This is a genomic window from Leptotrichia trevisanii DSM 22070, from assembly GCF_000482505.1.
Lineage (GTDB): Bacteria > Fusobacteriota > Fusobacteriia > Fusobacteriales > Leptotrichiaceae > Leptotrichia > Leptotrichia trevisanii.
This window is the reverse complement of sequence record NZ_KI519443.1, coordinates 267,676-285,211: the sequence shown is the minus strand read 5'-3', so window position 1 is coordinate 285,211 and position 17,536 is coordinate 267,676. Positions and strand designations below refer to the sequence as shown.

Annotated in this window: 10 protein-coding genes and 2 riboswitches; of the genes, 9 read left to right on the top strand and 1 reads right to left on the bottom strand. The window is 32.2% G+C overall.

Annotated features, from left to right (window positions below):
* Positions 1–1,059: 1,059 nt before the first annotated feature.
* The 7 genes from carA (at position 1,060) to K324_RS0110940 (ending at position 11,305) form a co-directional block, all read left to right on the top strand.
* Positions 1,060–2,157 (top strand): glutamine-hydrolyzing carbamoyl-phosphate synthase small subunit, encoded by a 1,098-nt coding sequence (carA, locus tag K324_RS0110975; protein WP_026749167.1) that lies wholly within the window; start codon positions 1,060–1,062, stop codon positions 2,155–2,157.
* 80 nt (positions 2,158–2,237) lie between these two features.
* Positions 2,238–5,423 carry a carbamoyl-phosphate synthase large subunit gene (carB, locus tag K324_RS0110970; protein WP_026749166.1) on the top strand — a complete coding sequence of 1,062 codons (3,186 nt, stop codon included), beginning with the start codon at positions 2,238–2,240 and terminating at the stop codon, positions 5,421–5,423.
* Between the two features lie 245 nt (positions 5,424–5,668).
* The gene (locus tag K324_RS0110965) at positions 5,669–6,658 is read left to right on the top strand and encodes a YiiG family protein (protein WP_026749165.1); all 990 of its coding nucleotides are present in this window, start codon (positions 5,669–5,671) and stop codon (positions 6,656–6,658) included.
* A 12-nt stretch (positions 6,659–6,670) separates the two neighbouring features.
* A complete protein-coding gene (locus tag K324_RS0110960) occupies positions 6,671–7,222 on the top strand; it encodes an RNA 2'-phosphotransferase (RefSeq protein WP_026749164.1) in 552 nt (183 codons plus the stop codon).
* 145 nt (positions 7,223–7,367) lie between these two features.
* Positions 7,368–8,348 (top strand): Gfo/Idh/MocA family protein, encoded by a 981-nt coding sequence (locus tag K324_RS0110955; protein ID WP_026749163.1) that lies wholly within the window; start codon positions 7,368–7,370, stop codon positions 8,346–8,348.
* Positions 8,349–8,372: 24 nt separating this feature from the next.
* Positions 8,373–9,122: a glycosyltransferase family 2 protein gene (locus K324_RS0110950; RefSeq protein WP_026749162.1), complete on the top strand. Its 750-nt coding sequence runs from the start codon at positions 8,373–8,375 to the stop codon at positions 9,120–9,122.
* Between the two features lie 383 nt (positions 9,123–9,505).
* A riboswitch (glycine riboswitch) is annotated at positions 9,506–9,609 on the top strand.
* 3 nt (positions 9,610–9,612) lie between these two features.
* Positions 9,613–9,694, top strand: a riboswitch (glycine riboswitch).
* A gap of 267 nt (positions 9,695–9,961) precedes the next feature.
* Positions 9,962–11,305 carry an alanine/glycine:cation symporter family protein gene (locus K324_RS0110940; protein ID WP_026749161.1) on the top strand — a complete coding sequence of 448 codons (1,344 nt, stop codon included), beginning with the start codon at positions 9,962–9,964 and terminating at the stop codon, positions 11,303–11,305.
* A 127-nt stretch (positions 11,306–11,432) separates the two neighbouring features.
* Here the strand turns inward: K324_RS0110940 and hpf are convergent, their stop codons facing one another.
* The gene (hpf, locus tag K324_RS0110935; RefSeq protein ID WP_026749160.1) at positions 11,433–11,753 is read right to left on the bottom strand and encodes a ribosome hibernation-promoting factor, HPF/YfiA family; all 321 of its coding nucleotides are present in this window, start codon (positions 11,751–11,753) and stop codon (positions 11,433–11,435) included.
* Positions 11,754–12,041: 288 nt separating this feature from the next.
* Between hpf and K324_RS0110930 the strand changes: the two genes are divergently transcribed.
* Both K324_RS0110930 and K324_RS0110920 read left to right on the top strand, forming a co-directional pair.
* Entirely contained in the window at positions 12,042–12,710 is a 669-nt protein-coding gene (locus K324_RS0110930; protein ID WP_026749159.1) for a DNA-3-methyladenine glycosylase, read from the top strand.
* Positions 12,711–13,725: 1,015 nt separating this feature from the next.
* On the top strand, positions 13,726–17,532 hold the full coding sequence (locus K324_RS0110920) for a phosphoribosylformylglycinamidine synthase (protein ID WP_026749158.1): 3,807 nt from the start codon (positions 13,726–13,728) through the stop codon (positions 17,530–17,532).
* Positions 17,533–17,536: the final 4 nt, after the last annotated feature.

Sequence of the window (17,536 nt, the reverse complement as noted above, 5' to 3'; positions counted from 1 at the left end):
CTTTTTCTTGATAGTCATTTCCTTCATTTACATTCTCAAATACTTTATTTCGTATATTGTTCATACGATTTATAAGTGCAGTTTTATATTGTCCTGAAAAGGAAAAACTTGAAATTAAAAGAAAAATAGCTATTTTCTAAAATTTATTTGTTAAAAAGTTTTTTTATTCTTTCATTGCAGTCACCTCGTTTTTTATTTTATTATTTATTTTTTAGTATTTTTTAAAAATTGATAATTCTAAAATTTAAGAAAAAACAATTATAATTTTTAAATAAAAAGCAGGTTTTGAATCCCCGCTTTTTTTTTTACCGTTTCTTCCAACCCCTTTAGAAGTAATTTCACATCTTTCAACGAATCTTGAAAATCCTAGCATACTGAATACTAAGAACATAGAAATAATAATTTTTTCATAATAAATCAGCTCCTATAAATATAATCTTTTAAGATGTCAGTAATATAATAAATTATAAAGAATAAACTAAAAATTTATAATAAAAATATTGTATAAATAGATTTAATGCTAAGAATAAATATAGTAAAAATAGTATTAAAATTAGATATAAAAGTTATGTTATTTTGAGTGCGATTTGTTTAAGTTTTGTCAGTTTGCGTTTGAATAGTTTTGAGTATAAATCTGAAATATTTTAGTAAATTAAAGGTATAGGTGTTATTTTTTATTTTCTTTCTTTTTCAATATTATATTAACATATAAACATTAAAGAAAAATGAGAGATTATAAATTTTTAATTTAATCTAATCTATATTATAAAGTATACCCTATATTTAAAAAAGAATCTTTATAAAAAATTTAAAATTAACCATTTTTCCAAAAATTAAAAAAATAATCATTTGCCATTATTGATAAAACTTTAAAAATATAGTATAATTATGAGATTAGAGATGTTAGTAAATACATTCAGACTTTTATTAATAAAAAACATATCCAGGATTTGAATTAAAATAGTTTACTATATCACAAATCAGACACGTTAATGACAATTGAACAAATTTTAAAACAATAATATTGAATCATTGTAAAATTTTAGGGAGGTAGTATTTATGTACGCATTGGATAAACAGCTTGTTTTGGAAGATGGTAGTGTGTATAAGGGGTATGGATTTGGAGCAGATGTGGAAATGGCTGGGGAAGTTGTTTTTAATACTGCGATGACTGGATATCAGGAAACTATTTCAGATCCATCATATAATGGGCAGATTATTACATTTACTTATCCGTTAATTGGAAATTATGGGATAAATAGGGATGATTACGAAACTATCAATCCGAGCATTAAGGGAATCATAACTCGTGAAATATGTAGAAAACCTTCTAATTTTAGAAATGAATTTACATTGGATGAAGTTTTGAAGGACTTGAATATTCCAGGAATTTCTGGAATTGATACACGTAGTCTCACAAAGAAAATAAGAGAACATGGAACGATTAAGGGAATTATCGTTAGTTCAGACAAAGATCCGCAAGAAATTGCAAAAAATTTAAAAATCAATTCGTTGCCAACCAATCAAATCGAACAGGTATCGACAAAAAAGGCGTTTCTTTCATCTGGAAGAGGGATGAGAGTTGTCCTGCTTGATTTAGGAATGAAATCAGGAATTATGAGAGAACTTAACTCAAGGGACTGTGATATTGTCGTAATGCCGCATAATGCAACTGCTAAAGAAATTTTAAGACAAAAGCCGGATGGAATAATGTTAAGCAATGGGCCGGGAGATCCGACAGATGTTCCAGAAACAATTGAAACAATTAGGGAATTAATAGATAAAGTACCAATTTTTGGAATTTGTATGGGACATCAGCTAATTTCACTTGCCTGCGGAGCAAAAACATATAAATTGCTATTCGGACATCGTGGGGCAAATCAGCCAGTAATAAATTTACAGACTGGAAAAGTTGATATTACAGCACAAAATCACGGATATGCGGTGGATATTGACTCATTGAAGGATACAGAGCTGGAATTGACACATATTGCAGTAAATGACAGGACTTGTGAAGGTGTAAGACATAAAAAATATCCAGTATTTTCAGTACAGTATCATCCAGAGGCTTCTCCAGGGCCACATGATCCAAATTATTTATTTGATATGTTTATTGAAAATATGAAAAAAAATCGGAATTTTGAATACGTCAAATAAGAAGTATATAAAACTTAAATTATAAAATATTGAAATAAAAGTGTTGGCAAAATAAATTGATAACAAGGAGATGTAGGGAAATGCCTAAACGAAAAGATATAGAAACGATTTTAGTGATTGGATCGGGGCCGATTATTATAGGACAGGCTGCTGAGTTTGACTATGCGGGGACACAGGCGTGTCTATCATTGCGTGAAGAAGGGTACAAGGTTATCCTTGTAAATTCCAATCCTGCAACTATTATGACTGATAAGGAAATTGCGGATAAAGTATATATTGAGCCATTGACTGTTGAATTTGTGTCAAAAATTATAAGAAAAGAGCGTCCTGATGCCTTGCTTCCTACTCTTGGAGGGCAAGTTGGGCTGAATCTGGCGGTGGAACTGCACGAAGCGGGAGTGCTGGAAGAATGTGGAGTGGAACTGCTTGGAACTAAACTTGAATCTATTAAGCAGGCGGAAGACAGGGAATTGTTCAGAGATTTGATGAATGAACTGGGAGAGCCTGTGCCTGAGTCAGATATTATTCATAATTTGGAAGAGGCACGTAGATTTGTTGAAAAAATTGGGTATCCTGTGATTGTGCGTCCTGCCTTTACAATGGGAGGAACTGGTGGAGGAATCTGCCATAATGATGAAGAACTGGAAGACATTGTTACAAATGGACTTAGATATTCGCCAGTAACTCAATGTTTATTGGAAAAATCAATTTCAGGATATAAGGAAATTGAGTATGAAGTAATGCGTGACAGCAATGATACAGCGATTGTTGTATGTAATATGGAAAATATTGATCCAGTTGGGATTCACACAGGAGATTCGATTGTAGTAGCACCATCGCAAACATTGACAGATAGGGAATATCACATGTTAAGGGATGTTTCGCTGAAAATAATAAGAGCGTTGAAAATAGAAGGTGGATGTAATGTTCAGCTGGCACTAGATCCATATTCATTCAATTATTATATCATCGAGGTAAATCCGAGAGTATCACGTTCATCGGCACTTGCTTCAAAGGCGACAGGTTATCCAATTGCAAAAATCGCTGCAAAAATTGCGGTTGGGTTGACACTTGATGAAATTATAAATCCTGTTACAAAAAATTCGTATGCGTGCTTCGAGCCGTCACTTGACTATGTTGTCAATAAAATACCGAGATTCCCATTTGACAAATTTGAAAAGGCGGATAGGCATTTGGGAACGCAAATGAAGGCGACTGGGGAAGTAATGGCTATTGGTAGAACCTATGAGGAAAGTTTGTTAAAGGCTATTCGTTCGCTTGAATATGGAGTTCATCACTTGGGACTTCCAAATGGGGATGAATTTACCTCGGAATATATTTTGAGAAGAATTCAGAAGGCTGGAGATGAAAGGCTGTTCTTCATTGGGGAAGCATTAAGACGTGGAGTTACTCCGCAGGAAATACATGAGATGACAAAAATTGACATGTTTTTCCTTGATAAAATGAAAAATATTATTGATATTGAAGTGGAATTGAAGGCAAATGTAAATAATCCAGATGTATTGCTATTTGCTAAAAGATATGGATTTTCGGATAAAGTTATTGCACATCGTTGGAATACGACAGAAGATGAAGTTTATGAACTTCGTGAAAAATACAATATTAAGCCTGTGTTTAAGATGGTTGATACCTGTGCGGCTGAATTTAAGTCAGAAACTCCTTACTTTTACTCGACTTATGAGCAGGAAAATGAAAGTGTCATAGGAAATAAGAAAAAAATCGTTGTACTTGGTTCGGGGCCTATTAGAATTGGACAAGGTGTTGAGTTTGACTATGCGACTGTTCATGCGGTAAAGGCAATAAAAGAGTCTGGCTATGAGGCTATTATTGTAAATAACAATCCAGAAACGGTTTCTACAGATTTTTCAATTTCGGATAAACTTTACTTTGAGCCGCTTACGGAAGAAGATGTTATGGCGATAATCGAGCTTGAACAGCCAGAAGGGGTTGTTGTTCAGTTTGGTGGACAGACAGCAATTAACTTGGCTGAAAAATTGTCAAGACACGGTGTCAAAATATTGGGAACGGCACTTGAAGAAATTGATAATGCGGAAAACCGTGATAAATTTGAGGCATTACTTCATAAATTGAATATTCCTCAGCCACTTGGAAAAACTGCGTTTGATACGGAAACTGCTGTAAAAAATGCAGCAGAAATTGGTTATCCAGTTCTGGTACGTCCATCTTACGTGTTAGGTGGAAGAGCAATGGAAATTGTCTATCGTGAAGAGGAACTGCGTCAATATATGGAAAATGCGGTGAAAGTGTCGCCTGATCATCCAGTATTGACTGACAGATATTTAGTTGGAAAAGAAATTGAAGTGGATGCGATTTGTGATGGGGAAACAGTTGTAATTCCAGGAATTATGGAACATATTGAAAGAGCAGGAGTCCATTCTGGAGATTCCATCGCCGTTTACCCTCCACAAAATATTACCGATTCACAAAAACGTACATTAATTGATTACACAGTCAGACTTGCAAAAGGACTAAATATTATAGGGCTTCTGAATATTCAGTATGTAATTAGCGGTGGGGAAGTTTATGTGCTGGAGGTAAATCCTAGAAGTTCAAGGACAGTTCCATTTTTAAGTAAAATTACAGGCGTTCCAATGGCAAATCTTGCTATGAAGGGAATTCTTGGAGAAACGTTAAAGGGTAAAGGATATCAAACTGGATTGATTGAAGAAAGTAAAAACGTATATACAAAAGTCCCTGTATTCAGTTTCCAGAAATTAAAAGATGTTGACACAACATTAGGGCCTGAAATGAAATCCACAGGAGAAGTGATGGGAAGCGATGAAAACCTTGAAAAATCACTTTACAAAGGACTAATTTCATCTGGAATTAAAGTCAAGGATCAGGGAAGTGTGCTGTTTACAATAAGTGGAGCTGCAAAAGAGGAAGCATACGGGCTGGCTAAGAGATTTTCTGATCTGGGCTATCATATAATGGCTACAGAAGGTACAGCCAGATACTTTGAGGAAAAAGGGCTTCGTGTTGAAACTGTTGGGAAAATTGAAGAAGAAGGAAAATACGAACACGATGTGCTAGGACTGATTTACAAAGGGCTTGTTGATATGGTAATCAATACGGCGGCTAAAAAGAAAACTGCAACAAATGATGGATTTAAAATCAGACGTGCTGCAAGTGAGCAGGAAATTGCCTGCCTAACTTCACTTGATACAACGGACGCCTTACTGAAAGTTCTAGAATCCATTTCATTTAATGTAAGTTCAATATAATAAATTATTGATTTTCTAATGCAAAATAGAAAATAAATTTTAAAAATTACCAATTTCATTAGTTTTATTTTGAGAAATAGAATTAGGGGAATTGGTAAAATTTTTAAGTATACTCAAACTTATTTAAAATTAAACTACTGAAAATTATATAAATTTAGGGTTTGAGTAAAATAGTTATAACTTTTGAGTTCGGTTTTAAATCGGTTTTACTATAAAATAAAGAAATAAAAAATGATGGAGCAAGAATGAATTATAAAAAAATAATATTAATAACAATTTTTTCGATTTTTCTATTTTCCTGTAACGATACATTTAAGGAAATTGGAAGAAAATTTAGTATAAAAAAAGTGAAAAATGAAGAAATGGAAAAATACAACAGCTATATTGAAATTCATAATAATTTGACAAATATTGACGATGAAATTTCAAAGTATGTTGGCGTGGCTGGAGAAGGTAAGGAAATAAATATTCAGGAAATGGGAGCATTGGAAAGTGTACCAGTTATTAAAATTGATAATGCTGTTATTCAAAAACTTGAAAAAAATATAAAGTCTAAATTCAAGATGGAAAAACTGGATAATTCTTCCAAAAAATTGTTGCCAATTTTAAAAGAATTAAAAATAGTAACGGACTCCATGACGAATTACTATGGGAAAAAAGAACATTTGGCGGATGGATTTGCAAAAGGACAGCAATTACATACAAATTTTTTGAAAATTTACAAAAGATATAAAGAAGGTTCAGATGCTTTTAAAACAGAAGTAGCAAATAAATCGAAGGAAAGAATGCAGAAGATATTGGAAACATATAAAAATGAAGGAAGTCTGATAAAATACAATTTGACGATTCTCATAAATAGCTGCGAGAATTTTGTGGATAAAATGGATAATCAGAAAATTAGTATGACAACCTTTATAAGAGGTGATTTGGGAAAATTAAAAAAAGCACAGCAAAACATTTTAACTGCTTCAGCTAACTTTCAAAAGACAATTACAAATGAAAAACAACTGAAAAAGGAAAATTATACAAAAGAAAAATTGGAAATATTTAATAAACAGCTTGCAGAATTTGAAAAATCGGTTACAATATTTATTAGGGAAGTTGAAAAAAGCAAGTCGATGAGTAAGAGTGAAATTGAGAAGAAGGTTTATACGGAAGATATGACTGGGACTCCGAATGATGTGATTAAGAAGTATAATAAACTGGTAAATGATTATAATAATTTGATGAATTAAAAGAGGGAAAAAATGACAAAAAAATTAACAAAATTAGGAAAGTTTATAAGTCTGATTTTAAGACATAAGCCTGAGATGGTTGGGATTGAACTTGATAGGAATGGATGGGCTGATGTGAGAGAGCTTATTGAAGGGATAAATCAGTCTGGAGATGAAACAGGGGAGCGGATAAATTTTGAAATTCTGGAGGAGATTGTAAGGGATAATAGTAAAAAAAGATATGAGTTTAATGGGGATTTTACAAAAATTAGGGCTTGTCAGGGACATAGCATAGATGTGGATTTGGAATTGAAGGCAATTAAGCCACCTGAAGTTTTGTATCATGGGACGGCAGATAGATTTCTGGAGCAGATAAAAAAAGAAGGATTAAAGAAAAGAAGCAGGCAGTTTGTGCATTTATCAGAAACGGAAGAAACGGCGTATGATGTTGGGCAGAGACACGGGAAACCGTTTATAATAAAGGTTTTGGCTAAGAAGATGTATGAAGATGGGAAAGAATTTTTTATTTCAAAAAATGGCGTTTGGCTGACTGATGATATTGAAGTGAAGTATTTGAGATTTTAAAGTATTTAATTTTTAATTATCTAAATAAACCATTCTTTAGACTTGTATTTTATAAAGTTCAAATGAAAATTTTAATCTGAAAGTTTAAAGATAAACTTTTAAAATAAGTTGTCAAAAAATAAAAAAAGGAAAGAAGGGATTTTTTATGAAATTGGGAATTGTTGGTTCAGGGATGATTGTTCAAGAGTTTTTGCCTAGCCTTGTGAAGCTGGAAGGGTTAGAAATTGTGGGGATGCAGGGGACAAAAGCCAGTATTGGTAAAGTTGAGGAAATTTGTGAAAAATATGGGATTCCAAAATTTACTGATGATTTTGATGAACTTTGTGAATTTGGGATTGATACTGTTTATATTGCTGTTCCGAATTTTTTGCATTTTGAATTTTGTAAAAAGACACTTGAAAAAGGGTTGAATGTTATTGTTGAAAAGCCAATGACGACTAATTATGAGGAAGCTAAAAAATTGTCAGATTTGGCAAAAGAGAAAAAGCTGTTTTTATTTGAAGCAATAACGACACTTTATTTTGAAAATTATAAAAAGATAAAAGAGTGGATTGGTAAAATTGGAGATGTAAAACTTGTTCAAAGCCAGTATAGCCAATATTCCAGCAGATATGACGCTTTTAAGAAGGGAGAAATCTTGCCTGTATTTGATCCGCAAAAAGCTGGTGGGGCATTGATGGACTTGGGGCTGTATAATTTACATTACGTACTGGGACTTTTTGGAAAGCCTGAAAATGTAAAGTATTATGCAAATATTGAGAAAAATATTGATACAAGCGGAGTTCTCATGATGAAGTATGAAAAATTTAATGCTATGTGTGTATGTGCAAAAGATAGTGAAGGCGAGAGAATAGGAGTAATTCAAGGAAGTGAAGGAAAAATCGTAAGCGAAGAGGCTCCAGGACTTGTCGGAAAAGTTACGTTAAAACTGTATGATGGAACGACAGAAAATTTTGATGACGGATTTTCAAAAGACAGGGTTGTACCTGAATTTAAGGCATTTATTCGTGCAGTAAAAGAAAACGATTTGGAGTTTTGTTGTAGACAGCTGGAAAAAAGTCTGCTGGTAAGTGAAGTACAGACAAAGGCTAGAATTGAGGCGGGGATTAGATTTCCGCAGGACTAGAAAATTTTAAAATGAGGAGAGGGAATGGAAAAAGAAAAAGTTTCAATAATTGTGCCGATGTACAATGCGGGAAAATTTATTGGAAAAGCAATAGAAACGGTACTTTCGCAAACTTATGAAAACTGGGAAATGCTTATTATGAACGATGTTTCAACGGATAATAGTCTTGCAGTTGTGAATGAATTTGCGAAAAAGGATGACAGAATAAAAGTTGTGAATACTGAAAAAAATATGGGTGTTGTAAAAGGAAGAAACCATTTGATTGATTTGGCTAGGGGAAAATATATTGCATTTTTGGATGCTGATGATTATTGGCACAGCGAGAAATTGGAAAAGCAGATACAGTTTATGAAAGAAAAAAATGCAAGCATTAGCTGTACAGAATATACACGAGTCAGGGAAAATGGTGAAAAAATCAATGAAGTTGTAATTAAATCGGAAATTTCTTATACTGATATGCTGAAAAATAATTATCTAGGCTGTCTTACGGTTATGTATGATGTGGAAAAAGTTGGGAAACGTTATTTTAAGGAGCTGAAGAAAAATGAGGATTATGTGCTTTGGCTGGAAATTGTGAAGGATGTGAAAATAATTTATGGACTCAAGGAAAATTTGGCATATTATCGTGTGTTGGATAATTCCCGTTCGAGCAATAAGGTTAAAACAGCAAAAGTACGTTGGGAAATTTATCGGAAAGTTGAGAAATTATCGCTTTTGAAGTCAATTTATTATTTTTTACATTATGCGGTTAGAGCTGTATTAAAAAGTAAATAGAAGCAAAATATCTGAAATAAAGGAAATATCAATGGAAAATCATATATTAGAGATTCTTTTGGAAGAAAAAAATAATAATCTAAAGAGTTGGAAGGATGATAATATTTAAGGAATGCCTTAAAAATAATATTGTGCCGTTTATACTTGAGGATAAATACAAAATGTATTATTATCGTGGGCTATTATGAAACTGAAAGAGGATGGGTTTACAATACTTGTTTAATGGCTCAGGATGAAACAAAAAAAATGCCAGATTATTTTGAAGTGCAATATGAAAATTAATTATTTTAGATTAATAATCATGTTAAATAAAAAAACAACAGAAATATTTTTTTGACACACAGAAAAAAATATGCTAACATATAGGAAAATGAATAATTTGGATGAAAGTATGAGGAGAGATTTTATCACATTTATAGGTATTTGTAAATGTAGAATAAAACACCGAAGAAGTAACTCTTTCAGGTAAAAGGACTCATAGTGGACGAGCCTCTGGAGAGACTGTCTTAAATGACAGCACCGAAGGAGCAAAGGAATTTTTATTCCCTAAACTCTCAGGTAAAAGAACAGAGAATAATGCATATAAAATTATGGATTTTATATTTCTTTTTTAATGCAAAAGAAATTTTAAGAGGTTGTCTTAACTTTATCTTAAGTAAAAGACGGCCCTTTTTATTTAATTTATAATCAAATCTGTATTCAAATGCTTTAAACTTATATATCCATTCTATAGCAATTCTAGTTTAAAATGAAAGTAGAAGGTTAGGCTATTTTACTTCAATTTTCAGGTAGATTGACTATAAAATTCAGAAAATAAAAAACGAAGGAGAAGGATTTAGATGTTAGAAATTATTAAAAGTTTTAATGAATTTTTTTGGGGAGTTATTTTAATTGTTTTACTGGTTGGAACGGGTGTATTTTATACATTTCGGCTGAAATTTATTCAGATCAGGGAATTTAAAAGCGGTTTGAAGCAGTTGACGAGCGGATTTGACTTGAGCGGAGAAAAGGCGGATAAAAATGGGATGTCGTCATTTCAGGCTTTGGCAACGGCTATTGCGGCACAAGTTGGAACTGGAAACCTTGCGGGAGCGGCAACGGCGATTGTATACGGGGGGCCGGGAGCGATATTCTGGATGTGGGTAAGTGCTTTTTTTGGAATGGCTACTATTTATTCAGAAGCTGTATTAAGCCAGATTTTTAAACAGAAAAAAGATGGGGAAATGACAGGGGGGCCGGCTTACTATATTGAAACATTATTTAATGGAGGAAAGGCAGCCAAATTTTTAGCAGGATTTTTTGCAGTTTCGTGTGTTCTGGCTTTAGGATTTATGGGAAATGCAGTTCAGGCCAACTCAGTGGGAGATGCCTTTCACAATGCGTTTAAAGTACCGACAGTTGTAACAGGTGTATTTCTGGCAGTTTTATCAGGATTTATATTTTTTGGTGGCGTAAAGAGAATAGCCTCTGTTACTGAAAAAGTAGTGCCGATTATGGCGGTTCTTTATGTTGCAATATGTTTAGTTATTATCATATTAAATGTTGGAAATGCAGGTTTGGCATTTAAAGCAATTTTTGTTAATGCTTTTTCAACAAAGGCGGTTTTAGGTGGATTTTTAGGAATGGGAATAAAAAAAGCGATAAGATTTGGGGTGGCAAGAGGGCTGTTCTCAAATGAGGCTGGAATGGGATCAACACCACACGCCCATGCAATTGCAAAAGTTAAAAATCCAGAAGATCAGGGACATGTGGCGATTGTTACAGTTTTTATTGATACATTTGTAATTTTGACATTGTCAGCATTAGTAATTTTGATTGCAGATGGAAAAGCGGATGGAACAGGGATTTCGTTGACACAGCACGCATTTCACGCAGTGTTGGGACATTTCGGCGTAATATTTGTTGCAGTTGCATTATTCTTTTTTGCCTTTTCCACAATAATTGGATGGTATTTCTTTGGAGAAGCCAATGTGAAATATTTGTTTGGGAAGAAAGCGTTAAATATTTACAGAATCTTGGTAATGGCTTGTATAATTGCAGGTTCGCTTCAAAAGGTGGAGTTAGTGTGGGAGCTGGCTGATATGTTTAATGGACTTATGGTAATTCCGAATTTAATAGCGTTAATTGGGCTGCATAAACTGGTAGTTGAGGTTACGAAAAAGGATCCATTGTTGAAGGATTAACAATTAAATAAAATATAAAAAAGACTAATTCTAAAACTTTATGAGTTCTAAAATAGTCTTTTTTTATATATTAAACTTCTTTTACTTTTAAAATATAAATTATAAATTTATTTTTAAAGAATTACAATTAATGTGAACCTTTTTTATTATGATCTTTTTGCTTTTCTTTATATTTTCTAACTTGTCTTTCCAATCTGTCAGATAATTCATCAATTGCTGCGTATAAGTCTTTATTTTCAGCTTCTATTTTTATTTTTGTACCGCTTGCATAAACTAATCCATCAGCTTTATGAACAGGGCCTTCAGATTTTGTATCTTCGACTGTTAGAACAACATCGATTTCTGTGATAGCATCTGAATACTTAGAAATTCTGCTTATTTTTTCTTCAGTATAGTTTTTAATTGCATCTGTAATTTTAAGTTGTTTTCCGCTAATAATGATTTTCATAAATCATCACATCCTTTCATCTATGTCAATAATATTGTACCTTGAAAAAACTAAATGTCAATAGCCAAAATAAAATAATTAAAATTTTTTTATAATTAATGATTAAAAAAAAATTTGTTATTTATTAAGTATATATGATAAAATCAGTTTAAAACTAGACTTGAAAGTTATAATTAGAGTATTTAAATACCAAATTAGCGTTTATTAATTTGAAATTATTTGATGAATTGTATATAATAATATTATAAAATTTGTTAATTTACAAAATAGAAAAAGTAAGGTGAAGAGATGGAAAAATTTTTTAAACAGGATACAATTTCACTTGCGAAAGATTTACTGGGAAAATTAATACTTGTGAAAAAGAATAATGAAATATTAGGGGGTTATATTGTGGAAACAGAGGCTTATTTAGGGGTAGAGGACAGAGCTTGCCATGGATTTGAAGGGAAATTGACTCCGAAGGTTGAGGCTTTGTTTGGAAAAGCGGGAACAGTTTATATTTATACAATGCACACGCATAAAATGCTGAATATTGTCAGTTGTGAGGAAGGAAATCCGCAGGCAGTATTAATTAGGGGAATTGAGCCAATAATAAATAATGAAAGAATGATTGAAAATAGAGGGAAAGATGGCATTCTAGTTAGTAATGGGCCTGGAAAATTGACAAAAGCTATGGGAATTAGTGATGGATTTAATAAGGGCAAAATTTGTGAAATTACAAAAAAATTGCAGAAAGTTTCAAAAGAATTGACTTATAATAGTGAAAATATGGAAGAAAATGTACTTTATATTGATTTTGAAAATAGTAAAATTCCAAAAAATATTGAAATTTCGGCAAGAATAGGAATTCCAAATAAAGGGATTTGGACAGAGAAGGAATTGCGGTATTTTGTAGCTGGAAATAAGTACGTTTCAGGAATGAGAAAGTCAGAATTTAAGGATGATTGCTGGAAATAATAATTTTTTGGGTATTGAAAAAATAGTAAAATTTTGCTATACTTTTACTAGGTGGAGAAATTTTACAAATACAAAATTTTTTAGCAGATTATTTTATTGATAGTATGTAAAGTTAAATTTATTGTGGAGGAAAGATGAAAAAAAAATTTTTTGTCACGAGAGCAATCAGGATATTTTTCACAAGACAAATTGTAAAATTGTCTACTTTGTTATGGGTAAAATGTACAAAAATTAAATATATAAATTTATGTCAAGAATCTAGGTGAATTTTGTTTACTTAGATTTTTTTTGTTTTTTTCTTTTTTAGTGTAAAAGGGAACAGTCATCATCCCCTTTTATTTCACAATACTAGTTATTTTAATTTCTTCAAATTATAATATTTTTAGATATAGACGAAAGTGCTACGCACTAATCCCAGCTTGTTTAAGCATTTTTTGAAAACAAAATTGAAATTCGCTTCGCTTAGATAATAATTTTTATTTCCAAAAAATTACGACATTTTGATTTATTATAATAACTGTGATGATTAAAACTAAATCTCGTTTAAATATTAAAAATTTTTTTGTAAAGGATAAAAACCTAGTATTTCTAAAGAATTGATAAACTGACGGAGCTTTTATTTGTTCAACTACGACTGTTTGACGACTGATAAGGAGGAGTTTCGGAGTTGGGCAAATAAAAGTCGTAGTCTAGCCATAGGTTATTGCGTAGCAATCTTGCCACAATTTTAATTATCAGGATAAACTTTTACTGCAAGATAAGGATTTGCGGCAATGAGCAATCCTGCGAAAAATAAAGAAAAAACATAATAAAAATAGAAAAGACTGTTATTAAACAAAATAATCTAATACTAAATCCTGTTAGAAAATAAAAACTATGTTAAGGACAAGAAGTTTAAATCTCTTGCTAAACATATTTAATTTAAAATTTATTAAATATTTGCTATTTAAATGGGAAATAGTATTAAATTAGTTAATATAAATAAAAAAATATAGCAGAAAGAAGGAGAGAAAAAATGAATTATAGAATCTTTGTGGAAAAAAAAGAAGATTTTAGAGTGGAAGCACAGAATTTGTTTAGTGACTTGAAGGAGAATATCGGGATAGATGGGTTTGTTGATGTAAGAGTTTTAAATATTTATGATGTGTTTAACTTGGGTGAAAACGATTTGGAAAAATTGGAAAAAACGGTGTTTTCGGAAATAAATGTTGACAATGTTTTTAGATCGTTTGATGAAGTGTTTGAAAAAAAAGATTCGGAAAATGTGTATTTCTCAGTGGAATTTTTGCCGGGGCAATATGATCAGAGAGCGGATTCTGCAATTCAATGTATAAATTTATTGATTGATGAAGACAATAATATTAATGTAAAAAGTGGAAAATTGATAATTTTATACGGAAAAATTTCTCCTGATGAACTTGCAAGAATAAAAAAATATTATATAAATGAAGTTGAGGCGAGGGAAAAAGATTTAAATGTTTTAAGTGAAAATGTTGAAACTGAAAATACGGATGATGTTATTGTTTATGAAGGATTTACTGAAAAAACAAAAGAGGAAATTGAAAGTCTTAAAAATGAATTGGAACTGGCGATGACTGTGAATGATTTGCTGTTTATTCAGGAATATTTTAAAAATGAGGAAAAAAGAAATCCAACAGAAACTGAAATTCGTGTTCTTGATACTTACTGGAGCGATCACTGCCGACACACAACTTTTGAAACAATTATTGACGATATAAAAATTGAAAATGAGACTTATAAGAATATTATTGAAAAGGCTATTAATGAATATTTGGAAAGCAGGGAGTACGTTCATGCTGACAGAATTTTTAAAAAGCCTATGACTCTTATGGATCTTGCTACAATTTTTGGAAAAGAGCAGAGAAAAAATGGGAATTTGCCAGATTTGGAAGTTTCGGATGAGATAAATGCCTGTTCGATTTATATTGATGTACCAATTGAAAGAATTGATGAAAATGGGAAAAAGAATACAGTTACTGAAAAATGGATTTTGCAGTTTAAGAATGAAACTCATAATCATCCGACAGAAATTGAGCCGTTTGGAGGAGCTTCTACTTGTATTGGAGGGGCAATCCGTGATCCGTTATCTGGAAGAACTTATGTTTATCAGGCTGTGAGAATTAGCGGTTCTGCTGATCCAACTGAAAAAATTGAGGACACAATGACTGGAAAATTGCCGCAAAAGGTTATTACACAAGTAGCTGCACATGGATTCTCTTCTTACGGAAATCAGATTGGGCTTGCAACAACTCATGTGAATGAAATTTACGATGAAGGATATAAGGCTAAAAGGATGGAACTGGGACTTGTCGTGGGAGCAGCACCTGCTGAAAATATTATTCGTGAAAAGCCTGAAAATGGGGATATTGTAATTTTACTTGGTGGAAGAACTGGAAGGGACGGAATCGGAGGGGCGACTGGATCGTCTAAGGAGCATACGACAGAATCTTCGGAAAAATCAAGTGCAGAAGTTCAAAAGGGAAATGCAATTGTAGAAAGAAAAATTCAAAGACTTTTCAGAAACAGAAATGTTACAAAATTAATTAAGAAATGTAATGACTTTGGAGCTGGAGGAGTTTCAGTTGCAATCGGGGAATTGGCTGACGGGCTTGAAATTGACTTGAATAAGGTAAGAGTGAAATATATTGGGCTAAATGGTACGGAACTTGCTATTTCAGAGTCGCAGGAGAGAATGGCTGTTGTTATTGAAAAACAAAACTTGGATAAATTTATAGAATTTGCAAACGAGGAAAATCTGGAAGCGTATCAAGTAGCCGAAATTAATGATTCTAACAGACTTATTATGAAATACAATGGAAAAGCAATTGTTGATATTTCAAGAGATTTCCTAAATACAAACGGAGCCGCCTCAAACATCAGTATTACAATTGAAAATACACCAAAATTGAACTTGAACAGAGAAATTGAAGGAAATGATTTTAAAAGTAAATTTATAAATAACCTGAAAGACTTGAATGTCGCTTCACAAAGAGGATTGGTTGAAACTTTTGATTCAACAATTGGAGCAACTACTGTATTAATGCCATTTGGTGGAAAATATCAGTTGACTCCTGCAGAAGTTTCAGTACAGAAAGTGTCAGTAATTAATGCGGAAACAGATGTCGCTTCAATGGTTGGGTATGGTTACAATCCTTATGTTGCAAAACAAAGCACATTCCACGGTGGTGCTTACGCTGTGATTGAGTCAATGGCAAAAGTTGTCGCTGGTGGTGGAAACTACAAAAACATCAGATTTACATTCCAGGAATATTTTGAAAGACTGGGGCAGGATTCTAAAAAATGGGGTAAACCATTATCAGCATTATTAGGAGCATTGCACATTCAAAAAGCCTTTGGATTGCCGTCAATTGGTGGAAAAGACTCAATGAGCGGAACATTTAATGAAATTTCTGTACCGCCAACATTGGTATCATTTGCAGTAAGCGTTACAGATGCCGAAAATGTAATTTCTAGTGAATTTAAAAAGGCTGGAAACAATGTGTACTTGATTACAACGCCAAATGATGAAAATGATTTACCAAAACTTGATGAATTAAAGGAAAACTTTGACTTTATAACTGAAAATATAAGAAATAAAAAAATTGTATCTGCTATGGCCGTGAAAAATGGTGGAATAGCTGAAAGCCTTGCAAAAATGACATTTGGAAATAAGCTTGGTGTGGATGTCTTGGCACAAATTGATGAAAATGATTGGTTTAAAGTGAATTACGGAGCATTTATTGTGGAAACTGCTGAAAATATTGAGCATAAAAATGCGATGTTGCTTGGAAAAGTTACTGATGAAGCCAAAATTGCTGTAAATAGAATAACTTTTGAATTAGATGAATTAATTGGAAATTGGGAAAGCAAACTTGAAAAAATCTTCCCAACAAAAAAAGAAGTGGCAAAAGAGCATGAAATTGCACATTGTGAAGGCTTAAAATATGAAAAACTTGCTAAGATTGAGCATGAAAATATAATTAGTAATATTTCAAACACTTATGCAAAACCTAGAGTGTTTATACCAGTATTTCCAGGAACAAATTCAGAATATGATTTAGAAAGAGCATTTAACCGTGAAGGAGGAATTTCTAAAATAGGAGTGTTTAACAACTTGTCTCATAGAAATATTTTAGATTCAATAGACAATTTTGTTAAGGAAATTAATAATTCTCAGATTTTAATGCTGCCAGGTGGATTTAGTGCAGGAGATGAGCCAGATGGTTCTGCTAAATTCATGGTTGCTGTTCTAAAAAATAAAAAAGTTAAAGAAGCTGTGGAAAATTTACTAAAGAGAGATGGACTAATCTTAGGAATTTGTAATGGTTTTCAAGCACTTATAAAATCAGGATTGCTTCCTTATGGAGAAATCTGTGAATTAAATGAAACTTCTCCAACATTGACTTTTAATGCGATTGATAAGCATATGTCAAAAATTGTACAGACAAAAATTATTACAAATAATTCGCCTTGGCTTTCTGATATGAATGAGGGAGATATTCACTCTGTCGCAATTTCTCACGGTGAAGGAAGAATAATTATCACAGAGGAAGAATACAAAAAATTATTCAAAAATAACCAAATTGCAACAAAGTACGTTGGTTTAGATGGAAATTCAACAATGGATTCTCAATTTAATCCAAACGGTTCATATTATGCAATTGAAGGAATGCTTGCTCATAATGGTAGAATTTTTGGGAAAATGGGACATTCTGAAAGAAAAGGCAAGAATGTTTACAAAAATATTTACGGAAATAAGGAGCAGAATATCTTTAGAAATGGAATAAGATTTTTTAAATAGAAAA

Bases quoted from the DNA above. Each gene is read 5' to 3' on its own strand.
- K324_RS0110920 (WP_026749158.1), top strand. From the start codon at position 13,726: ATGAATTATAGAATCTTTGTGGAAAAAAAAGAAGATTTTAGAGTGGAA.
- carB (WP_026749166.1), top strand. From the start codon at position 2,238: ATGCCTAAACGAAAAGATATAGAAACGATTTTAGTGATTGGATCGGGG.
- K324_RS0110930 (WP_026749159.1), top strand. From the start codon at position 12,042: ATGGAAAAATTTTTTAAACAGGATACAATTTCACTTGCGAAAGATTTA.
- K324_RS0110965 (WP_026749165.1), top strand. From the start codon at position 5,669: ATGAATTATAAAAAAATAATATTAATAACAATTTTTTCGATTTTTCTA.
- K324_RS0110940 (WP_026749161.1), top strand. From the start codon at position 9,962: ATGTTAGAAATTATTAAAAGTTTTAATGAATTTTTTTGGGGAGTTATT.
- K324_RS0110955 (WP_026749163.1), top strand. From the start codon at position 7,368: ATGAAATTGGGAATTGTTGGTTCAGGGATGATTGTTCAAGAGTTTTTG.
- K324_RS0110950 (WP_026749162.1), top strand. From the start codon at position 8,373: ATGGAAAAAGAAAAAGTTTCAATAATTGTGCCGATGTACAATGCGGGA.
- K324_RS0110960 (WP_026749164.1), top strand. From the start codon at position 6,671: ATGACAAAAAAATTAACAAAATTAGGAAAGTTTATAAGTCTGATTTTA.
- hpf (WP_026749160.1), bottom strand. From the start codon at position 11,753: ATGAAAATCATTATTAGCGGAAAACAACTTAAAATTACAGATGCAATT.
- carA (WP_026749167.1), top strand. From the start codon at position 1,060: ATGTACGCATTGGATAAACAGCTTGTTTTGGAAGATGGTAGTGTGTAT.